This window comes from Paenibacillus sp. Y5S-9 (assembly GCF_036894235.1).
GTDB lineage: Bacteria > Bacillota > Bacilli > Paenibacillales > Paenibacillaceae > Paenibacillus.
Window position 1 is genome coordinate 6,307,815 of the sequence record NZ_CP145887.1, and the last position, 22,214, is coordinate 6,330,028.

A 22,214-nucleotide genomic window follows, 5' to 3' on the forward strand; every position below is an offset into this window, starting at 1 on the left:
GGATTAATTATGCAAGTTGACGGATTCCAGACTCCAGATAGATCACATGTGATTGGGGAAGGATGGTGGTTGTGTGGGGGAGACAACGCTTCACATTCAAGTCAGAGACATGTTAAAACGTCCCGTGTTTCGCAAGGCAGAAGTCCTTGCTAGTGAACGCGCACTGGAGCGGTATGTACGCTGGGTTCATATCATGGAAGTCCCTGAAGTAGGGGACTTGCTTAATGGCGGGGAATTGGTGCTGACGACAGGCATTGGCTGGCAGGAAGGTGAGCAGCAAGGTCTGTCTTTTCTGCGTCAGTTAATTGCACGTGGAGCTGCCGGACTCTGTATGGAATTGGGGGATCACACCAAATCACAGCTCGGTGCCATGAAGGAAATTGCAGTGGCAGCAGATTTCCCGTTGATCTGGTTCCACGAACAAGTCCGTTATATTGATATTACGCAAGATCTGCATTTCACCCTGATTCGCAGTCATCAGCGGATGATTGCCGAACTCGATAGTCTCACCACCTCGTTTAACCAACTTCTTCTGAATGGAGATGGCGTACAACCTCTGCTTCGATTATTGTCACGAACAACCGGATGTGCCGCGGCCTTATACCCACTTGAAGGGGAAGCGAGCAGCGTTCCCTATTGCGCTCCAGAGCAGCTGGAGACTCGTCGGCAGGATTGGTTTTTGCAGCGGGAACATTTGGCGGGAGAGGATATTCCGAATATAATGCAGCTCTCAGATAACACATTACATGCGTTCAGCATGCCTGTTCGGGCGTTAGACTACACCTTTGCCGATCTTGTACTCATGCACCAAAAACTGCCGGATCACGATTCAAATATACCTATCAAACCCTCGGATGAATTCGTCATTCAGGCACTGGAACGTTGCGCGGCCGCGATTGCCCAGGACTGGATGCGAACCAAATACATGGAAGAGAAACGCCGCTACAAAGAAGATATGTGGGTCATTGACTGGCTTAACGGACATCACTCCACGAAGGAAATCCATGAATATGTATCCACCGTTAATCCCCTTCTCGCAACGAGCAAAGCCACGATTATTTTATTCGACAGTAACCCTGCATACACAGACAGCCTCAGGCTTCAGAAATTATTGATCCAACGTAACATCGTCGCCCGTTCCGTGTTTGCTCGGGAGAACTTCACCCTCTACAGCACCGTTCTGAATCACCAGATCATTCTTATCATTCTCGACCCATTACCTGGATCTCAGCGCAAAAGCAGTCTCTGGCGCTGCATCGAACAACTGCAGCAGCACGAGCAGGAACAGACCCACTGCCTCTTCTCAGGCCTGTTCGGTATCGGTCATAGCTGCACGGACCTCTCCCGTCTCAAGGACAGCCTGGAATCCGCGAAGGAGACACTGCGAATTCAGAAGGACATCGGTGTGATGCAGCAGCCCTTTTACAGTAATCTTCATTGTTACCGCATCATCGCCAGTATGAAGCAGAGTGGCAATCTGGATGATTTCATCGAAGAATATCTGGGCCCTCTCATTCGTTACGATGTAGAGAAAGGAGGTCAGCTGCTGCGCACGCTCAAGCAATATTTGGTCCTGTGCTGCTCCAAGCAAGAGACGGCAACCGCTCTATATATTGTCAGACAGACGCTGTATCACCGGTTGGACAAAATCGAAGTCCTTCTGGGAGAAGACTATATCCTCCCAGAGAAGCGGGTAGCGATCGAACTTGCACTCTATGCCTATGAGTACATACACGGCCCGATCGCATGAAGGCTTCAGTATGGTCTACGCTCCCCGCTGCTCCTGAAGCTGGCGAATCAGGATGTGACTGAACCATTTTCGTCCAGACGCTGTGCCCACGTATTGCTCTTGTTTCTCTTCGGGAAGATCCGGGTGCCCCCATATGACGTGAGCACCCTCCAGATGTTCCCGTACCGCATAGATCCGATAACCCTGCGCAACCATTCGCTCTATGGCGATCCTCTCGGCCTCAAACACATCATGATCTGACATCAGCTTCTCCCTCCATTCACTGCTGTCACAGGCTGTTTCATCGGTATGGGTGCGCCTGCATCATACTTGTTGCGCTTCACATATTGGCCTGCCCCTGCTGTTCCGGCATACTGCCGATCTCGAATGACATACTCCCCGCGGCAGAACACCGTCACCGGACACCCCTGTACCTGCATACCTTCAAATGCACTGTAATCTACGTTCATATGATGCGTATCTGCCGAGATCATCCTGTTTACAGATGGGTCAAAAATAACGATATCCGCATCTGTCCCTACAGCCAGAGTCCCTTTCTGCGGAAATAATCCAAATAACTTGCTCGCTCTTGTCGAACACAGATCGACCCACTGATTGAGCGTAATCCGCCCCTTGACTACACCTTCCGAATACAGAATGCTGAGGCGATCTTCGATGACAGGCCCCCCGTTCGGAATTTTGCTAAAATCATCCTTGCCCAAGTCCTTCTGCCCCTTGAAATTAAACGAGCAATGATCTGAGCCAATCGTCTGCAACTGACCACTTTTCAATGCATTCCACAACACGTCCTGATGAGCCGCTTCCCGCAGCGGTGGTGACCAAACATACTTTGCACCCTCGAAGTCCGGCTGATCCATGATCGATTGATCTAACGTCAAATACTGAGGACAGGTCTCCCCCCAGATTCGGTATCCCATTTCACGCATACGCGCGATCTGTTCCACAGCCTCCGCACAGGTCACATGCACCACATACAACTGTGAATCCGCAAGTGCAGCCAGACGTGCCGCCCGGCCTGTCGCTTCTCCCTCCAGCATGGATGGACGAGTCAACGCATGATGAATCGGCTCCGTTCGCCCTTCGGCGAGCGCCTGTCGAACCAGCAGGTCAATAACATCCCCGTTCTCAGCATGCACCATGACGAGTGCGCCGTACTCTTTTGCCTTTTGCAACGTCTGGAAGAGAATCCCGTCATCGGCCTGAAACTGGTTTTTGTACGCCATGAACACCTTGAAGGATGACACACCCTCTTCTTCAATGATCTGCGGTAACTCTTCCAGCACCTGATCATTCATCTCGCTGATCATGAGATGGAAACCGTAGTCGATGGCGGCTTTACCCTCGGCTTTAGCGTGCCACTCTTGGAGGGATTCGATTAACGGACGGCCTTTTTGTGTCAGGCAGAAATCAATGATCGTTGTTGTACCACCAAAGGCTGCCGCTGTTGTTCCCGTCGCAAAATCATCCGCCGTTACCGTTCCACCAAATGGCATATCCAGATGTGTATGCGGGTCGATGCCGCCCGGAATGACGTAACAGCCCGCTGCATCCACAACCTCCGTTCGTTCGTCAGGCACCAGTCCGATGCCAATCTGGGTGATTTTACCCTTTTCGATCAAAATGTCTGCTTCAAAGGTATCTGACGCTGTCACCAAAACACCGTTACGAATCAATTTGCGGGTACTCATGATATCGCCTCCTTGGTTGATTGATCTCTAACGGATTGCAGCATGGCAATCGCAGACTGACGTTCATTCCAGGTTACAGGTTCCTGCTCAGGTACAAGTTCAACCATGTCAATCGCCCCATCCACCGGGCAAACGATCGAACACAGATTACAACCAACACAGTCCTCTTCCACCACTTCCAGATAGGAGCCGGACGGGTCGGTCAACATATCAATACACTGGTGCGAGGTGTCCTCACAAGCAATATGGCATTTGTTGCAATTGATGCAGACATCGCGGTTGATGCGGGCGACCACTTTGTAGTTCAGATCGAGATTGCCCCAATCCGAGTAACGTGGAACCGTCTGACCTACCAGTTCTGCTACGCTGCTCAGACCCTTTTCATCCAGATAATCGTTCAGCCCATCAATCATGTCCTCCACAATGCGGAATCCATGATGCATCGCTGCGGTACATACCTGAACCCCTGTAGCACCCATGAGCAGAAACTCTGCCGTATCCCGCCAGTCCGAGATTCCACCAATACCCGAGATCGGCACACCCACCTCCGGATTACGCGCGCACTCAGCAACCATGTTCAGTGCAATTGGCTTCACGGCTGGGCCACAGTATCCGCCATGTGCTCCTTTGCCGCCCACATGGGGCACGGTATTCCACGAATCCAGATCCACACCTGCGAGAGAGTTAATGGTATTGATCAGAGAGATCGCATCCGCGCCACCTCGTACAGCTGCCCGGGCTGTCGCCGTAATATCCGTGATATTTGGCGTGAGCTTCACGATCACCGGTGTGGTCGCCACTTCCTTCACCCACATCGTCTGGAGTTCTACGAGGTCAGGTTGCTGACCAGAGGCGGCTCCCATACCTCGTTCGGCCATGCCATGCGGGCAGCCAAAGTTCAGCTCCAGGCCATCGACGCCGACGGCCTCCACCTTTTTGACAATCTCATGCCACTTCTCTCGCGTAGGTTCCACCATCAGTGAAGCGACAACCGCGCGATCCGGGAATCGTTTCTTGGTCTCGGCAATCTCCCGCAGATTTACTTCCAGCGGACGGTCCGATATCAATTCTATATTGTTAAACCCCGCCACCCGTTGCCCACCAAAATGGACCGCAGCGAAACGGGAGGATGTATTGATAATTGGCTCACCCAGCGTCTTCCACACCGCGCCACCCCAGCCTGCCTCGAACGCACGTTGGACCTGATAGCCCGTATTGGTCGGTGGTGCTGAAGCCAGCCAGAATGGATTGGGTGATCGAATACCTGCCAGATTAATAGATAAGTCAGCCATAACGATCCCTCCTTGGTGTTGTTTGAACTTACTATATAAGTTGAACTAAAGATTATTTACACTGACACTACGATGACAGAATAACCTTCCAATCGCTGTTATCCCCAGATTTTTTTGATTCCTTTTATAAAGGGAAAATCCGGGGATAAAGGCAAGAGTATGCTTCCGATGCAGCTTTCTTTCAGAAAGCTTTTAGCTCTCCGCTTCTTCAGGTTCTTTCTGTCCTCTCCGTTTCGTGTAAATGTTAAGTTCAATTTTTATCGTTGTACTGGATATTTGGTCGTGCTCAGGATCTCTGCGTAGAACGGGTGTTTCTAGATAGTACGCACCTAAATTCTAACGAACTATACAGCTCTTATTGGGCTCATTAGCGGCACTTTCAAAATCTAACGAATCGTAAAAGTCTTATTTGGCTGTAGTAGCTCATTTCGGCTTCATTTCAACAGGTGTTCGTCAACATAAGACGTGTGAGATTCGTTAGATTTTCCAATCCTCGGTAATTGCCACTATAAGGTGTGTAGGGTTCGTTAGCGCGTCAGGGACATTAGGAATTGATGTACCCACACTTCTTGCTCAGATCTGATCTACACCTCTATCACTCTATTAGTCCCTTGCGCCCTCCCACCCGTACTCTCCTTGGATGCTCTCATTCCACGCTTTACGTGTACTCTCCACTTCCCTTTGTCTCCCTCACAACTCACGCCGTCTCTTCCACCTGTCCAGGTAACGCCTTCATGACTGCGGCAGCTGCCAGCTTACCCTGCTGTGCAGCCGAGACAACCATCGCCTCTCCCTGGCCCTGACCAAAAATAACGTCTCCTGCCGCATAGATCTGAGGATGCGAGGTACGGTACGTATGCGGCTCAATCTCAACGACGCCCCAGTGGTGACGAAGAGCAAACGCTTCGATTAATTGTAATAAACGATGCTGCCCAATCGCCCGGATGACCGTATCACATTCAATCATGAACTCCGATCCCTCGACAGGCACAGGCAATGCACGCCCACCGCCAGGTGGGGTAATCAGCTCCATTTTCACGCATTCTACAGCCTGAACCCGACCGTTCTCGTCTCCAATGATACGCTGTGGCATCGTAAACCAGCGGAACTCCACACCCTCCTGCTTGGCAAACGTATATTCAAACGCATACGCCGTCATCTGGCTTTCCCCGCGCCGATATAACATCTGCACCCGCTCGGCACCAAGACGTACCGAACAGGTCGCTGCATCTACCGCCGTATTACCCGCGCCAATAATGGCGACCTTCAGACCATTTAATGCAGGTGGAACCCCCTGCTTGGTAGACTCCACCAGTTCAATCGCATCATAGACACCTTCCAGTGTCTCTCCTTCAATGCCCAGCATAGGTACTGAACCCATGCCACAGGCCAGAATGACCGCTTCATGCTGCTCCAGCAACTGCGAAGCAGGGATATCCACACCGATGCGCACCCCATAACGGATCTGCACACCAAGTGCCTCCACCTGCTCCACTTCCCATAGCGCAACCGATTCGGGCAAACGGAAAGATACGATGCCATACGTATTCAGCCCGCCGCCTTTGGGTTTGGCTTCATAGATCGTCACCTCATACCCTGCGCGCCCCAGTTCACGTGCCGCCGATAATCCCGCTGGCCCGGCACCTACAACAGCAACATTTCTCCCATTGGCAGGTGCCGCCTGGAATAACGGCTCATTCTTCGCCCGTGCCCAGTCGGTGGCGTAACGCTGCAAGTCACCAATTCTAATCGGCTTTGACGATTCGTTCAGCACACATGCACCTTCACACAGTTCCTCAGTGGGACAGACACGTGCGCAGCTGGCTCCAACCGGATTCGCATCCATGATGGTGCGGGCCGAACCTTTCAGGTGCCCTGTTGATATTTTGCTAATAAAAGAAGGGATATTAATGTCGGTTGGACAGGCCTTGATACAAGGTGCATCGTAACAGTACAGACAGCGGTTTGACTCTTCCATCGCTTCCTTACCTGTCATGGCGGGTTTCATCTCGGCAAAACGACTCTCCCACCCATAATCGGATAACGTTGTTCCTGAGCTGTTCATCAATGTCATGCACCTCCTGAAGTTTGATTCGCGCTAGCTTCCAGCCACTTTTACAGACTAACCAGATGTTCGTACGTTTCCGGTCTGCGATCACGGTAGAACTGCCATACATTACGCACCTCACGAATCATCTCGGTATCCATCTCGCCAATGACGACCTCATCCTGATCCCGGCTGCCGATCGCTACCATTCTGCCTCGCGGGTCGACCAGGTACGACTGTCCGTAAAATTCACCCATATTCCACGGTGCTTCCACGCCAACCCTATTGATCGCTGCAACATAATAGCCGTTAGCTACCGCGTGAGCAGGCTGTTCCAGTTTCCACAGATATTCCGATGTCCCTGCAACCGTAGCGGACGGATTGAACACAATCTCTGCCCCCGCGAGCCCGAGCAATCGTGCCCCTTCCGGAAAATGACGATCATAACAGATGTACACACCCACTCTGGCGTAGGCCGTATCAAATACCGGAAACCCTAGGTTCCCTGGTTTGAAATAATACTTTTCCCAGAACCCATTCGTACCCTCACCTGCTTCCACATGCGGGATATGATGTTTGCGGTATTTGCCCAGATACGTACCATCTGCATCAATGACGGCTGCCGTATTGTAATACGAAGCAATGCCCTCCACCTCGTACACGGGTAAAATAATCACCACCGCAAGCTCCTTCGCCAGATCCTGAAAAAGCTTGGTCGTAGGTCCTTCCGGCACCGGTTCAGCGGATGCATACCATTTGGGACTTTGCTCTGTACAAAAGTACGGGCCATAGAATACTTCCTGCAATCCGATGATCTTGGCGCCTCTTGCAGCAGCTTCACGGACCAGCGTTATGTGCTTCTGAACCGCAGCTTCTTTGTGTACCTCAACGGGAGCCGAACCTTCAATCTCATGAGAAGCCTGGATTAATCCGATGCTAATTTTGCCCATAACGTCACAACGCCTCCTCAGGTAAAATGATTGGTTGGTTCATTCCACTGCACATCCTCCGAATGGTGCGATATAACACTTCCGTGCCGAGTCCAATATCCTCCGGGGAGGAATATTCGCTGGGATGATGACTGATGCCGTCCTTGCTGCGGACAAAAATCATGCCATAATCACATACAAGCGAAAGGGCCAATGCATCATGGAACGGACCACTCATCAGTTCTGGCAAAGTAACCCCGATCTCTTCCGCGGATGAACGAATCACCGACTTGATTGACTCTGCACAATACCGCGGCTCACTGTTCGTATCCTCTGTCAGCGAGTAGGTTAGACCATATCGGGAACTCACGTCATCCAAAATGTTCATCAATCGGGCTTCAAGCCGGTTCCTGCGCTCCATCTCCATGTCTCGCAAATCAACGGTGAAGCTGACTTCCTCCGGAATGATATTCCGCGAATCTGGAAACACCCTCAGACTACCCACCGTACCTACGGTTGGAGCTTCCGGGTCTTCTCTCACCATATCGTCAAAAGCCGCAATGACTTTGGCGCTGCCTACTAAAGCATCATGCCGCATCCCCATCGGAACAGAGCCAGCATGACCCGCCATACCTTTCATCTTCACCGTAAGCCACAGCGGGCCCGAGATGCCCGTCACCAGACCTACTGATGCATTCAGCGCTTCCAGCACTGGTCCCTGTTCAATATGCAGCTCCAGATAACTGCCAATGGAACCTGGCGGATAGATCGCTTCTTCAAAATCCGAAGGAGAACAGCCGAAGGCTTCCAGTGCCTCCCGGCGGGTCACTCCGTTTTTATCCTGCCGATCCAGTTCGCCTTCTTCCAACTGACCGGTTATGCCACGTGAGCCGAACAGGCCTTTGTTAAAACGGGAACCCTCTTCATCGCAAAAAGCAATCACCTCAATCGGCATACGGGGCTGAATGCCATTTTCGATCAAGCATTGCACCGCTTCGAGTGCGCCGAGCACACCAATCGTTCCATCATATCGACCGCCATAGGGCTGAGAGTCGATATGGGAACCAATCATGAGGATCGGCAGCGCCTGATCCGCGCCTTCCAGACGACCAATCAGATTGCCGAAGGCATCAAGTCGTGTCGTCAGACCGGCCTTTTCCATCCAGAGACGAACCTGAATGATGCCGTCCATATCTTCCGGGGTCAGGGCAAGTCGGCAGACACCCGTCTCCGCGATTCGGCCAATGCGTGATAACTGCTCAATTCGTTCATTCAGCCGAAGCTGATTAATGAGTGTACCTTTTATGGTCTGCATCCTCCATCGCCTCCTTGCGCTTATTTATCGCGTAATGATATGAAAATCTCCAGCTCGCTTGCTAAACCGTAAACGTCTGTCGTACCTGTGTATTATCCATCTATGGCAACTAACCTGCGTCCAGACTACGTAGTGCAACGAGCAAGCTACCCGCGATCAGATCCAACTCTTCCTCGGTGGTGACAAACGGTGGTGAGATTGTCAAAATGTTTGCAAACCCCGGCACGGTATCGCCGTTCTTGCCAATCAGAATGCCATCCCTTTTACAACTGGCGAGTACCTTCATCACTTTATCCGCTTCCGCAGGAGAACCGTCTGCTTCAATCAATTCCACCCCACAGGCGAATCCGAATGAACGGATATCCCCCACAATGGACAGCTCTAGCAAAGGTTCCAACTTCTCACGAAGCAGGTATCCCAGTTCCTCCGCGCGGCTGACCAGATTCTCTCGTTCCAGAATCTCCAGATTCGCCAGTGCCACCCGGCAGGACACCGGATTCCCGCCAAATGTATTCACATGGCGAAAATGGGCATCCGGTCCGGGTTCGCGGAACGTGTCATACAGATCGGCTCGCACGGCCGTTGCTGATAATGGCGAATAGGCGCTGGTCATGCCTTTTGCCATCGTCACAATATCTGGCTGTACGCCATAGTTCTGATGACCAAACTTCTGCCCAGAGCGGCCAAAACCACAGATGACCTCATCTACAATGAGCAACACACCATAGCGCTGACAGATCTCTTGTACGGTGCGCATATAATCCGGCGGGGGCACAATCATGCCGCCCCCAGTGATCACTGGCTCCATAATTACCGCGGCAACCGTCTCAGGACCTTCCCAACGAATCACCTCTTCATAGATGGTTGCACATTCGAGACCGCATCCATTCTTATTTCGCCCAAACGGACAGCGGTAACAATATGGTGGCGGAACATGAGAGAAACCTACGCCGAGCGGCTCGTACTTGATCTTGCGGGCGGCTTGCCCAGTGGCGCCCAGCGCTCCCATGGAGTTGCCGTGATAGGCACGGTGACGGGAGATGAATTTGTGACGAGTAGGCTCACCATTCTGATGGTGGTACTGACGGGCTATTTTGAAAGCCACCTCATTCGCATCTGAACCCGAGTTGGAGAAGAATATTCGATATTCCCCCTCCAGCCAATCATTCAGCTTCTCTGCCAACAAAATCGCCGGTTCGTGACTCTGCGTCATCGGGACATAAGCGAGTGCTTTCATCTGTTCGTAGGCACTTCTCGCAATCTCCTCACGGCCATGCCCCACATTCACACACCACAGTCCGGACATCGCATCCAGATAACGTGTACCATCCTGATCAGTAATCCAGCTTCCTTCTCCACTTACCGCAATCATTGGATGATCGTTATGAGGCGAGATGTGATGCCATACGTATTTGCGATCTTTCTCCAGCCATTCTTCCTTCGTACCGCCAAGCGGCTGAGGCTGCTGATTCACAGAACTCATTCGTCATCCTCCTTCTATAAGCTGATCCAATATGCTTTACACATGCCCACTCCGATTGCAGTACCATCTTCCGATCGCTGTTATCCCCAGATTTTCTAGATTCATTTTTCCTTAAGGAAAAATCCGGGGATAAAGGCGCACGCTTCGCTTCCTCAGATTGGTTCTGCACTCTTCGTTCTCGTGTAATGTTGGTCCACGCTTATTTCACCGCTTCTTCATAGATGCTTTTCTCCAGCGCTTCATCCAGGTTGGCCGCTTTTTTGATCAAACCATAATTCAGTGCAATATCCGCAGTTCGGGTAAATGACTCATCCACAAAGCTACCGACTTGCTGCTCCGTAAATCCTTCCGGGCGAATTAGCTTTGCAATCTCTTCCAGCATCGTGACCTGGTGTTCACGAGTGGTGCTGCCTTCCGTCACATTACTCATCACGATATCCACCGTCTCATCCTGATTGTCGATGGCGTAATTCCAGCCTTTCAGAATGGCACGAGTCACTTTAACCGCAAGCTCACGGTTGCTGTCTACCCATTCCTTCTTGGCAATCAGCGTATCCTCCAACATCCCAACACCGGCATCTTCAATGTTGAATACATCCAGATCGGATTCTTTTGTTCCACTTTCCAGCACCACGTGATATTCGTTATAGATCGTTGCCGTCGCCACATCTACCTGATCATTAAAAAACTGATCCATTGTGAACCCCTGCTTCACCAGTTCAATATCCTTCTTCGGGTCGAGTCCATTCTTCTCCATGAATGCAAGCACCTGAAACTGCTGACTGCCAAACCAGGTACTGACCTTTTTGCCTTTCATCTGAGCGGGATCAGTAATACCTAAAGACTTCTTGGCAATCAAGCGATAACTGCTCTTCTGTGAGATCTGGGCAAGCGAGACAAGCGGCAAACCGTTATCCCTGCTGACCAGCAAACTGTCTACTCCCGTGATCCCCACATCGGCCGCGCCATTGACTACCTGCTGCTCAATCACGATATCCGGCCCACCCGGAATAATCTCGGCATCAATGCCTTCATCTGCAAAAAAACCTTTTTCCTTCGCTGCGTAAATCCCGGCAAACTGAGCCTGCGGCACCCATTTCAGTTGTATTTTCACTTTGGTTAAGGGTTGATCTGCTTCTCCCGCCCCTCCTGTACTCGCAGCTACAGGCTCAGCCGCTGGCTCGGACTTCGTAGAACATGCGCTCAGCATCGTAACAACCAACAGGACCAATACCAGCAAACCCGGCTTCAACGTTTTGTACATGTACAGAACAACCCCCTGTTTATATACGATTTTTCAAGCATCAGTCCGTGTTCAAAAAGTCTGCTTTTCAGTACCGTGGACTTTTTGAACAACCTCTATCAGATATTACGATCTATGGATGGTTGGTACCCTGATGTATGTTAGTGATCTGTGCGTGCACGATTCCACGGAATGAGTCGTTTTTCTGCCAGGACAACCGCTTCATACAACACAATACCGAGCGCGGCAGCGATGACAATGCAGGACCAGGCCAAGGGCATGTTCGCCAGTCTAATCTGATCCGAGAGCAAGTACCCCAGCCCTTGGGAGGCGATGAAAAATTCACCCACAATGGCCCCGATAATACTGGTGGACATGTTGATCTTCAGTCCTGCAAAGAGGGAAGGCAGCGCGTGAGGCAGTCTTAGCTTCCAAAAAAACTGCATCCTGCTTGCAGCAAGGCCACTCAGCAGATCACTGTACTGCGGCTGAATGGAAGTCAGCCCTTTGAATAGGCTAACGGCCATGGCGGCCATCGTAATCACCGTGACAACAGCAATACGCGACCAGATCCCGTCTCCAAACCAATTGTTCATAATTGGGGCAAGAGCCACGATCGGAACAGCGTTCAGTGCAGACAGAACCGTAACCGCCGCCCTGCCGCTTGTTGGGAAGAACGATGCACCTACCGCTGCCAGAGCGCCGAGCAGTGAGCCGAGCAAGAAACCTCCCAGCATTTCGGCTCCGCTGTACACCGCATAACGAAAGAGCATATTGGCATTTTCCTGTATCGATGCCGCAATCGCGGAAGGCACAGGCAGTTGGTAGCTTTCCAGCGAGAATATCCAATGAAACAGCCTGAGCTGCCAGAGAGCGAGAAACATCACACCTGCCCCCCAAGGAAGCATGCTCAGTACAATTGAGCGCCCGCGAACGCTGGTTCCCGATCTGGCCTTTTCGGCTTGTCCCTGTTGTCCATGAATTTCCGATCCAGGGGCAGATGTCACCTGTGAACCCGTGAGGGGCGTAGCTGCTCCAGTTACAGCAGCAATTGCCACACCTTCATCACGCTTCCGTTGCAAAACTCTACCTTCACTCATGTGGCATCACCTCCTTTGGCCCTGAACTCAGGCTGCCAGGGGGTTAGCCAACGTTCAGCCAGACTGATGACCAGATACGAGATCAGGCCAATGCCAATGCTAAGCATGATGGTGGCCCAGAACATGCCAACTTGGGCATGGCCGTAATATAACGAACTGACCATCAGGACGCCGAGTCCGTCGGGAGCGCCCATCAATTCCACAACGATGGAGGAAGTCACCGCGAGCGGAGCAGCTATTTTCATACCAGAAAATAGTCCCGGTAGTGCTGAGGGCAGCAGACATTTGATATATCGTGCGGTCAGTGAAGCTCCACAGGAACGCATAAGTTCCAGATGCTCTGGTGCTGCACTTTTCAATCCTTTTAACGTATGGATAATGATCGGGAAGAAGGTGACATACGCCGCCATAACAATTCGGGCCCACTCCGCGTTGTGGATGATGCCGTACACGATTGGTGCGAGACCAATAACCGGAACCATCTGTGAGGAGACAACATATGGCGATAACGTGCGCTCCAGCCAGATAGCCCCACTCATGAGTAGAGCCAGACCCAGACCAAGCAGCGTTCCCCCTGCAAAACCAATGGCTGCATTGCCAAAGGTGACAGCCCCCTGCTCTGCCAGCGTACCCGAGTAACGAAACAAGGCTACAAGGACATCATGCAGATAAGGAAGGCGAGACGCCGCCTGCTGGGGTGACAGGAACAGTTGGAGCATCCAGGCGATTCCTTCCCACAGCATCAATACGGATACAATCCAGATGACGATCCAAGATCGATATCCGGGTTTAAAGAACCTCAGGGACATGAGATTCATCACGCTCCTCGTAGAAGCAATTGCGAATGGTTGTGATCATGTGGTAGAAAGCTTCCGTTTCTCTCAGTTCACTATGGCGGTCAGAAGGCAGATTAACAGAATGAATGGAGTGCACTTGCCCCGGATGCGCCGAGAGTACGATGATCCGGTCGGACAGAAATACGGCTTCGGGGATGCTGTGTGTGACAAAGAGGAAGGTCTTGCCTGTTGAGCGCTTGATCTCAAGCAGCTCCAATTGAAGTTTTTCTTTGGTGAATTCGTCCAGGGCGGAAAAGGGTTCATCCATGAGCAGCAATGGTGGATCAAGCGCAAGGGCTCGTGCAATGGATACACGTTGCTGCATCCCTCCACTGAGTTGCCATGGATAATGGTCGGCGAAGCGAGTTAGTCCTACCATTTCAAGCAGTTCACTACTAATGCGGCGGCACTCCTTACGGCGGGTACCCAGCAGTTCCAAGGGCAATTCCACATTGTGACGAACGGTGCGCCAATCGAACAAGGCTGGTGTCTGGAAGACAATGCCGAACTGTCGCTGTAGCCGGGCCCGCTCAGGCTCCTGACCTGCAATGCGAACGGTGCCTGAGGTGGGCTGAAGTAGATCACCCACCAGCCTGAGCAAGGTCGACTTGCCACAGCCGGAAGGGCCAAGCAGCGAGACAAACTCATTGGACTGGATCTGGAATGTAACATCCGACAAAGCAGTGACTTGTTGTGTACCTGTGCCAAAAACAACGGACACATGATCTACATCAATATGGCAGGCTTCGGGGACTGTAGCTGAGGGTGCGGAGGACATGGGCATTCTCCTTTGTGGAAGTTATTTTCATTACACACCAAGGCTGAATGGGAGGTTTATATACACGAACGTAACAGGTTTTGCTTGTTAGATAATACTATATCGCTTTGGGCAGGGATTACATTATACAGTCTGTTTTGAGTATGGGCCTGTTCATGTTACACAATGTAAAATGAGATGGATTCTCAGATACATCCATGTGAGTTTTCTTCGTAGATAGCTAACATTCATTTCACCTAACAACAAGCGCACGATCATTTGTATTTATTGAATAAATATTCGGAAAATATGACATATCCCCTCGTATTCTTGTTCATTTTCTTGTATAAAGATTGAATAGATAGGTTGAATTCCTCTGTCACATATCACTTTGAAAACCACATATATAGGTCTATCCAAAGATCAGTAGAACGAAGCTTTCAAATCCAGAAATCGGGGTGGTCATGATGTTTGATTGGCTGGGATGGAGAAAAGGATTGCCGCTGTGGCGATCGTATCGGTTGAACGCACATATGAAAGAAGATGTGGAACAGATTTTTGAGGGGATTGCCGAAACGAGACGGCAGCTTATGATGGACTGGGCAGATGAACAATGGAATCACCTGGATCGTTTGCTTCAACAGATACAGTCGGTCCAATTACAGGATGTATTACAAGGTTCACAGCAACTAAGCAAACTAGATGCATGGTTTCAATCCAGTTATATTCGAGCCGTAGACAGTACGGAGCTATTCATGGTGAACGAACAGAATCAGGTGGTATTCTCTACATATAAGAAACATATTGGACAGATTTATGAAGATTACGAAGCTTTAATTGGACCAGGATTGAAATACTCCAGAGCAGATCGTCATGGCAAAAAATGCTTGTATGGTCCATATTCTGATCCACTGACGTTGGATATTGGTCCACGCTCGTCCAATTTTCACGATGATGTCACCTTGCTGTTTATCTCCCCAATCCTGCAGGAAGGTCGATATGTCGGTTCGTTATGCAGCCGTGTTCCCGGGGATGTACTGGGTGACCTGATCCAACGAGAATCAGGTCATATCTATCCCGATTCCGGTGACAATTACCTCTTTATGGCTGAGTCGATATTACGGCCCCATCTGCAACCCGGCACCGCCTTATCCCGAAGCCGCTTCGAGGATCATACTTTTACACATGGGGAAAATCTCAAAGATGGAGTCACCACCGAATGGGGTATCGTTTCCGTTAAGGAGCATACCGAGCTGGAACTCATGTTCACTGATCCGTCGACCGGAGAACTGCACCCCGGGGTAGCAAACACCATTCAGAATGGTTCCAATCTGTTCGTAGCTTTTCCCGGCTACTCGGATTATCGCCATATTTCTGTGATCGGCAAAGGCATCACCTTCCAGCTGCCACACTGTCCTGATCGCTGGGGCATGATGTGTGAAGGGGATCTGGAGGAAGTGTATCGGATACGAAGCATCGGCTGGCGCCAGTTCAAGCAGCACAGTCTCTTCACGCTTTTGTCAGGCGTTTCAGGAGCCGCGCTTGTCTATGCCCTCACTGGTAGTGGTTGGGGTGCGGCAGCAATGGCCGCTTTTAATGTGTTATTTGGATTCTTCACTGTATTACAGCTGCATCGTAGCCAATATCGACGGGTTCATGAAGACTTACGTCGAATAAGCCGATTTATCCGAATTAACGCCGAAGGCAGGGGGGATCTGACCCAGCGTCTGGACACGTCTGCTTTTGCCCAAGACGAATCCGGTGAACTGGCGAAGTGGATTAACAACATGATTGACTCTCTGGAAGGCATTATGCTGAAAGTACAACTTGCCACGGTAGACGTTATGGACAACCAGTATCAGATGCGAACTTCAACAGAGACAACCCAGGGTACGACTGAGCGTGTAAACCACAAGCTTGGTTCGATGATTCAGGCCATTCGCACTCAACTGGAAGATCTCGACCAGGCCAGGGTCGCTGCCGATCACATGCGCATAACGCTGCAACAACTGGAGACCTCTGCAACCGAACAGATCGGCGTGGCCCAGCAGGAAGTGGAACGAATCGGCGACAAAATGACCCAAATCTCAGGAGCGGTATCCGATACCAACCGTACCATCCTGTCCTTTATGGATACGATGAAAGAGATTTACCGTGCACTGGCTATTATTGATGAAATTTCAGCTCAGACGAACCTGCTGGCTCTCAATGCTACCATTGAAGCTGCACGCGTGGGCGAACATGGCCAAGGCTTCTCGGTCGTGGCAGGGGAAATCCGCAAGCTGGCCGAATTATCTCGCTCTTCAACTGAAAATATTCATCAGATTCTGGACCGAATCTCAACCGCAGCAGGAGCTGCGTCCCAATTGATCACAGAGGGGGATCAGGTACTTGCTGAGGGAACGACACTGGTTCAGGCCGCTTCGCAACTTCTGAAAAACGCTACCGCTGAAGAACCTGAGCGCACACAAGTCGTGGATCAAGTGGTCATGCTGATGGAGAATATTGCTGCAATCAGCCATCAAAATCGGGCGACTTCTGCCGAGGTAGAAGCCGAGATGATGGAGCTGATCCGTGATATGTTGCAGGTTCAGCATTCTTCGCATAACGTGGAAGCCATTACGGTCTTTCTGCAACAACTCGTGGGACAATTCCATCTAAATCACCCTGCCAAAAATGCTGTCATCTGACGTCATCGTTGACGCGGATTGGAGAAATAGCTAAAATTTGATGCAACTGTTCCTTTTGAAATTGTCGTATCATTTATAATAGAAGATTTCCAATCTGAACCGATGAAAGGGTGGTCTGCATGGAACTGCTTCAGGATTCATTTGGCCGGATACATGACTACATCCGTATTTCTGTTACGGACCGCTGTAATTTACGCTGTGTGTACTGCATGCCTGCAGAGGGCATGGAATTTGCTCCACATGATGAGATTATGAGCTACGAAGAAATAGCACAGGTGCTGAAAGTGCTTGCTCCAATGGGCATGCGCAAAGTCCGACTCACCGGGGGCGAACCGTTGGTGCGCAAGGATCTGCATAAGCTCGTCAGCATGATCTCGGCAATTGACGGGATTGACGATATTGCCCTGACTACTAACGCTCTTCTACTGGATAAGCAAGCTCAGGCATTGAAAGACGCTGGATTGAACCGGATTAACATCAGTCTGGATTCCCTTCGAGCTGATCGCTTCTCCATGATTACCCGCGGCGGAGATGTGAACAAGGTACTGAAAGGCATTGAAGCTGCAACAGCCGCTGGCCTTGCTCCGATCAAGCTGAATGTTGTACTGATGAAGGGTATCAACGATGATGAGATCAAGGATTTTATTGCAATGACGATTGATCAACCTCTTCATGTGCGTTTTATTGAATATATGCCGATTGGACAGGCTTCGGATTCATGGCGCAAATCTTATTTGCCGCTGGAAGCCGTGACAGATGTATGTGCTGAAGCAGGCTGGACGGTAGAAAATACAACAGGCCCTGCGGGCAATGGCCCATCACGTAATATGAAAATTGCGGGCTCCGAAGGCACATTTGGATTGATTCATCCCGTGAGCGATCACTTCTGTGACAATTGCAACCGACTTCGGCTGACCGCTGACGGACATATCAAAGCCTGCCTCTACTGGTCGGATGAGTATAATGTTCGTCGCTTCGTGGATGATCCGGATGCCATGGCGGCGCTTTTCCTCAAAGCGCTGGGTACGAAACCAAAGAACCATGAGATGGCTCTGGCTTTGGAACAAAAAATGCAATCTCACACGCCGACGGTACGGCGCATGTCCCAGATTGGCGGATAGCAACAGTACGCATATAACACAACCGCGCATTCCTTCGTACGGGTACATATTTGTACCGTCAGGATGACCTCTTCACACAACGGATGAGATAACGCTGGCGCGGTGAACCCTTACGTAAATCAACATGGATCACGAGACATGGAGCATTCCATAGAATAAGTGGATAGCAAAGCAGACGAGAACTTGATTGTTCTCGCCTGCTTTTTTGTTATGTTTTCATAAATTCCTGAAAATCATCAATTCTCCTGTTTCATTTATTAAAAATTTAATTAATATACCTTATTGCCCTTGTTGGGCCTTCAAGATTGCGATAATTCTGACGATGTATATACATACATCTAGATAATATGCACACATACACTATAGGAGCTGAACCTCATTGAACATTGTTGAAGCACTCGTTGCAGCGAGTCCATATTTTAAAATTATGCTCAAAGAACACGATATCATGATTGCAGTAACTGACACGGAGAAGTTCTGGTATTATGTTCCCAGCAACGAGCTTGATCTGGGCATCAAGGCAGGAGACCCCGTTTCTCTCGATGACCCTACACTCCGCCGGGCACTTATACATGGGGAAACTTCAGCGAACCGAATTGATGCAAAATTCTATGGCACATCAATCAACTCGGCGGCCACCCCGCTTCGGGATGAGCAAGGAAATATCGTGGGTACACTTGCCATTGGTTTCTCTCTTCAGAATGAGGAAAAACTGGAGTACTTCACTGAATTGATCGGGGGGATCAGCGGAAAATTAACAGATATGGTGCAGACGGTAGCTGCCCAATCCGAGCAATTGACGGCCTCTTCCACACAAATTTTGGATAATACCCGCATGGCTGTGCAGAACTCAGGTGAAGTGAACAAGGTCGCCGCATTCATCCGTGAAATCTCAGAACAGACCAATCTACTGGGCCTGAATGCGGCTATCGAAGCCGCCCGAGCAGGCGAAGCAGGCGCCGGATTCAGCGTTGTTGCATCTGAAGTGCGTAAACTTTCTACCGGTACCAAAGAAGCTACGGTGAATATCGAACGTTCATTGAAGGATGTTCAGCATTCCATTCAGCAGATGGAGCAAGAGATCACATCCATCTCGCAGTCCAGCAGCCAACAGGCTGTGATGGTAACCGAGTTCAGCGAGGTCATTGATCAGTTGAACAGTGTAAGCCATGATCTGAAAGTGTTTATTGAATCCATGCTGCTAAAGGCAGAATAGATCCGATTACGATGATCTTAACTCAAATGACTAACCATATATAAGAGACGCTACACCAAAGCGTTATCGAGCACTACATGTTCCAACTCAATAACTAGATCAGCAGGTTATGCTGATCACCAAATTCAGCACTCATATTGAACTCCCTGCGCGATTAACGTCACGGGGAGTTTTTTTATTTTAAACAAGACGAGCCACATCACGGTCCTGCTAGGAATAGATGAGCTTCCACAGCATCATACACGCCAGCCCAACCATGACCACAGCGGACAACCGATTAAACACCAGACTGATGCGTCCAGTTCGATCCGTTCTCCCAATCACCCTGCCTGCGCCTGCAAGTCCCAAGAACCATATCCAAGATACTACCGCGGCTGTCAGGGCAAAATAGATGCGCTCCACCCCTTCATACTGAAGTGAACTGGTGCCAATCACGGCAACCGTGTCCAGCAGAGCATGGGGATTGAGTAAAGATACCGATGCGGCAAACGCAATCTGTCGCCCCGCTGACATTACCGTCCCCGAACCTTCCACAGATTCGGATGACCTCCAGATACTCCAAGCCATATACAGCAAAAACAAGCTTCCTGCGCCATACAACACATTCGCCAGCAATGGCCAATGCAGCAAAATGAGTGATACTCCTCCAACGGCTGCCCCGATCAACAGCGTATCACTGACCCCTGCCGTTATTACAGCAGGCAGTGCATGTATATAACGCCTCTGGCTCATGCCCTGGTTAAAAATAAATACATTCTGCACACCCAGTGGCAAGATCAGGCCAAACGCCAGAACCACTGCATGAATAACAACCTCCATCGTTCTTCCCCCTTATCTCTGTACTCCATATTAGGGCAGATGTTGGCTGACGTAACCAACCACTTGGATGGCATCAGACCCAACCAAATGATATAGTTTTGGTTACAAAGTGTCATTTCAGAAGTTATCTATATAAAAAATAAAAATTCACACGTAAACGGAGAGGGCAGAAATAACCTGAAGAAACGAAGCTAAAAGCTTTCTGAAAGAAAGCTGCATCGGAAGCATACACCTCGCCTTTATCCCCAGATTTTCACCTTTGTAAAAGCGAATTTAAAAAATCTGGGGATAACAGCGATCGGAAGGTTGTTCTGCCATCGAAGTACCAAGTGTAAATTCAAACGGAGGTAATTCTGCTGTTATGGAACGTTCTGATTCTCGGCTAAACATGGGGTGGAAGCCGAACCCTTCTCTCGACTTGCCCTTGTATCGCCAGATTGAAGCCTATATCCGGCAGAAAATCACAACGGGCGAATGGTCAGCAGGATATCGTCTCCCCTCACAGCGCATATGGGCTGAGTCCATGGGCGTAAACCGCAGTACATTGGTGACTGCCCTGGATAATCTGGCCGCCGCCGGTCTGATTGAAGGCAGACATGGCGGGGGAACTTATATTTCCGGCTCCGGTTGGCATGGCATGGCTCACGGAGCCATGCCCAACTGGAACGAAACCATTGAGGAGGGCTGGTATTATCCCAACCTGCCCGAGATCCAGCAGATTAATCAGGCTGAATTCAGGCCTGGCATCATACGTCTTGGTACAGGGGAACTTGCCCCGGACCTGATGCCTCAGGATGCTTTTAACGACATTCTGTATGCCCTGTCCCATCGTTCTCGTACGCTCAACTACCTGGAACCTCAAGGAAGCCTGGAGCTTCGTGAGGCTTTATCCGTCCATTTGCAGACTACCGGCATTCAGGCCTCTCCAGATTCCATACTGATTGTATCCGGCTCTCTTCAGGCGCTGCACTTGATTTCGGTCGGACTGCTCCCTCGCGGATCAGCGGTTCTGCTGGAAAAACCGTCGTACCTCTATTCCATTCACGCCTTTCAGTCAGCAGGGTTGAAAATGAGTGGTATCCCGATGGATAACGAAGGCCTACACATTGCACGCCTGGAGGATGCTGCGCAGCATGTCAAAGATCAAGATCATATCTCGCTTCTCTACACGATCCCGAGCTTTCACAATCCCACCGGCTCTGTCATGAGTGATCACCGCCGGGAAGAACTGATGAACATCGCTCGAACACTGGGCATCTCCATACTGGAGGATGCCGCCTACAGTGATCTGTGGCTGGACACACCTCCTCCGTCATCGCTGAAGGCGCGTGACCAAGAAGGACGGGTGCTGCATATGGGCACCCTGTCAAAGGCGGTCAGTCCCGGTCTGCGCCTCGGATGGCTGGTCGGGCCAGAACCGGTTATACGCCGACTCGCAGATATCAAAATGCAGACCGATTATGGTACCAGCTCACTTGCGCAAGAAGCTGCTGCCCTATGGTTCGCCGAAGGACATCATGCAGGACATATGGAACGCCTTCGCCCTGAGTTACGCAAACGAAGAGACTTCATGCTGGATCTGTTGCAACAGCACTTTCATGGCATAGCGGAGTGGGAAATACCCGCTGGGGGTTTTTATATCTGGTTGCAATTCACTGTCTCCCCTCTCTCCATCCGCCAATTGTTCCATACCTGTCTGGAGCAGAATGTACTTATCCACCCGGGCTATCTGTATGACCGCTTGGACGCGAGTCACATTCGGCTCTCTTACGCTTATGCATCCCCTGATGAGATGGAACGTGGGTTGCAATGCCTCGCAGAGGCCGTCCACAGACTTATAGACTCTGGCTCCTGACTTAGAAGAATGCTGTTTCCTGATTTCACAACAAAAAACAGCCTTGACCTGGAAGGACCATGTCCTTCAGATC

The 22,214-nt window shown here is 50.5% G+C and carries 17 protein-coding genes; 5 read left to right on the plus strand and 12 right to left on the minus strand.

From position 1 onward, the window contains the following. Window positions 1-73: 73 nt before the first annotated feature. Window positions 74-1,750 (plus strand): PucR family transcriptional regulator ligand-binding domain-containing protein, encoded by a 1,677-nt coding sequence (locus V6669_RS27760; RefSeq protein WP_338588764.1) that lies wholly within the window; start codon window positions 74-76, stop codon window positions 1,748-1,750. Between the two features lie 15 nt (window positions 1,751-1,765). Here V6669_RS27760 and V6669_RS27765 read toward each other — a convergent pair whose 3' ends face one another. The 11 genes from V6669_RS27765 to V6669_RS27815 form a co-directional block, all read right to left on the minus strand. Continuing rightward, a complete protein-coding gene (locus V6669_RS27765; RefSeq protein WP_062836929.1) occupies window positions 1,766-1,993 on the minus strand; it encodes a hypothetical protein in 228 nt (75 codons plus the stop codon). After that, a complete protein-coding gene (gene hydA / locus V6669_RS27770) occupies window positions 1,993-3,438 on the minus strand; it encodes a dihydropyrimidinase (protein ID WP_338588766.1) in 1,446 nt (481 codons plus the stop codon). Before hydA ends, V6669_RS27765 begins: the two co-directional genes overlap by 1 nt. Then, window positions 3,435-4,730, minus strand: coding sequence for an NAD-dependent dihydropyrimidine dehydrogenase subunit PreA (preA, locus tag V6669_RS27775; protein ID WP_249912690.1), 1,296 nt, complete (start codon window positions 4,728-4,730; stop codon window positions 3,435-3,437). The genes hydA and preA overlap by 4 nt, the downstream gene beginning before the upstream one ends. Before the next feature lie 697 nt (window positions 4,731-5,427). Next, window positions 5,428-6,795, minus strand: a complete 1,368-nt coding sequence (locus V6669_RS27780) for an NAD(P)-dependent oxidoreductase (RefSeq protein ID WP_338595065.1) — start codon at window positions 6,793-6,795, stop codon at window positions 5,428-5,430. Window positions 6,796-6,845: 50 nt separating this feature from the next. After that, window positions 6,846-7,727, minus strand: coding sequence for a nitrilase-related carbon-nitrogen hydrolase (locus V6669_RS27785; RefSeq protein ID WP_338588770.1), 882 nt, complete (start codon window positions 7,725-7,727; stop codon window positions 6,846-6,848). Window positions 7,728-7,731: 4 nt separating this feature from the next. Further along, window positions 7,732-9,021, minus strand: a complete 1,290-nt coding sequence (locus V6669_RS27790; RefSeq protein WP_338588772.1) for a M20 family metallo-hydrolase — start codon at window positions 9,019-9,021, stop codon at window positions 7,732-7,734. Window positions 9,022-9,130: 109 nt separating this feature from the next. Beyond that, entirely contained in the window at window positions 9,131-10,504 is a 1,374-nt protein-coding gene (locus tag V6669_RS27795) for an aspartate aminotransferase family protein (RefSeq protein WP_338588774.1), read from the minus strand. Between the two features lie 199 nt (window positions 10,505-10,703). Beyond that, complete coding sequence (locus V6669_RS27800) at window positions 10,704-11,768, minus strand: ABC transporter substrate-binding protein (RefSeq protein ID WP_338588776.1); 1,065 nt, start codon at window positions 11,766-11,768, stop codon at window positions 10,704-10,706. Window positions 11,769-11,908: 140 nt separating this feature from the next. Further along, window positions 11,909-12,847, minus strand: a complete 939-nt coding sequence (locus tag V6669_RS27805; protein ID WP_338588778.1) for an ABC transporter permease — start codon at window positions 12,845-12,847, stop codon at window positions 11,909-11,911. Beyond that, a complete protein-coding gene (locus V6669_RS27810; protein WP_091036204.1) occupies window positions 12,844-13,656 on the minus strand; it encodes an ABC transporter permease subunit in 813 nt (270 codons plus the stop codon). The genes V6669_RS27805 and V6669_RS27810 overlap by 4 nt, the downstream gene beginning before the upstream one ends. After that, window positions 13,637-14,461: an ABC transporter ATP-binding protein gene (locus tag V6669_RS27815; protein WP_338588782.1), complete on the minus strand. Its 825-nt coding sequence runs from the start codon at window positions 14,459-14,461 to the stop codon at window positions 13,637-13,639. The genes V6669_RS27810 and V6669_RS27815 overlap by 20 nt, the downstream gene beginning before the upstream one ends. A gap of 443 nt (window positions 14,462-14,904) precedes the next feature. Between V6669_RS27815 and V6669_RS27820 the strand changes: the two genes are divergently transcribed. The 3 genes from V6669_RS27820 (at window position 14,905) to V6669_RS27830 (ending at window position 19,467) form a co-directional block, all read left to right on the plus strand. Next, window positions 14,905-17,130: a methyl-accepting chemotaxis protein gene (locus tag V6669_RS27820; protein ID WP_338588784.1), complete on the plus strand. Its 2,226-nt coding sequence runs from the start codon at window positions 14,905-14,907 to the stop codon at window positions 17,128-17,130. A 119-nt stretch (window positions 17,131-17,249) separates the two neighbouring features. Then, window positions 17,250-18,251: a GTP 3',8-cyclase MoaA gene (gene moaA, locus V6669_RS27825; protein WP_017691896.1), complete on the plus strand. Its 1,002-nt coding sequence runs from the start codon at window positions 17,250-17,252 to the stop codon at window positions 18,249-18,251. Between the two features lie 379 nt (window positions 18,252-18,630). Beyond that, window positions 18,631-19,467, plus strand: coding sequence for a methyl-accepting chemotaxis protein (locus V6669_RS27830; protein WP_338588787.1), 837 nt, complete (start codon window positions 18,631-18,633; stop codon window positions 19,465-19,467). A 210-nt stretch (window positions 19,468-19,677) separates the two neighbouring features. Here V6669_RS27830 and V6669_RS27835 read toward each other — a convergent pair whose 3' ends face one another. After that, window positions 19,678-20,286: a LysE/ArgO family amino acid transporter gene (locus tag V6669_RS27835; protein WP_338588789.1), complete on the minus strand. Its 609-nt coding sequence runs from the start codon at window positions 20,284-20,286 to the stop codon at window positions 19,678-19,680. Window positions 20,287-20,647: 361 nt separating this feature from the next. Here V6669_RS27835 and V6669_RS27840 point away from each other — a divergent pair, with 361 nt between their 5' ends. After that, on the plus strand, window positions 20,648-22,141 hold the full coding sequence (locus V6669_RS27840) for a PLP-dependent aminotransferase family protein (RefSeq protein WP_338588792.1): 1,494 nt from the start codon (window positions 20,648-20,650) through the stop codon (window positions 22,139-22,141). The last annotated feature ends 73 nt before the right edge of the window (window positions 22,142-22,214 follow it).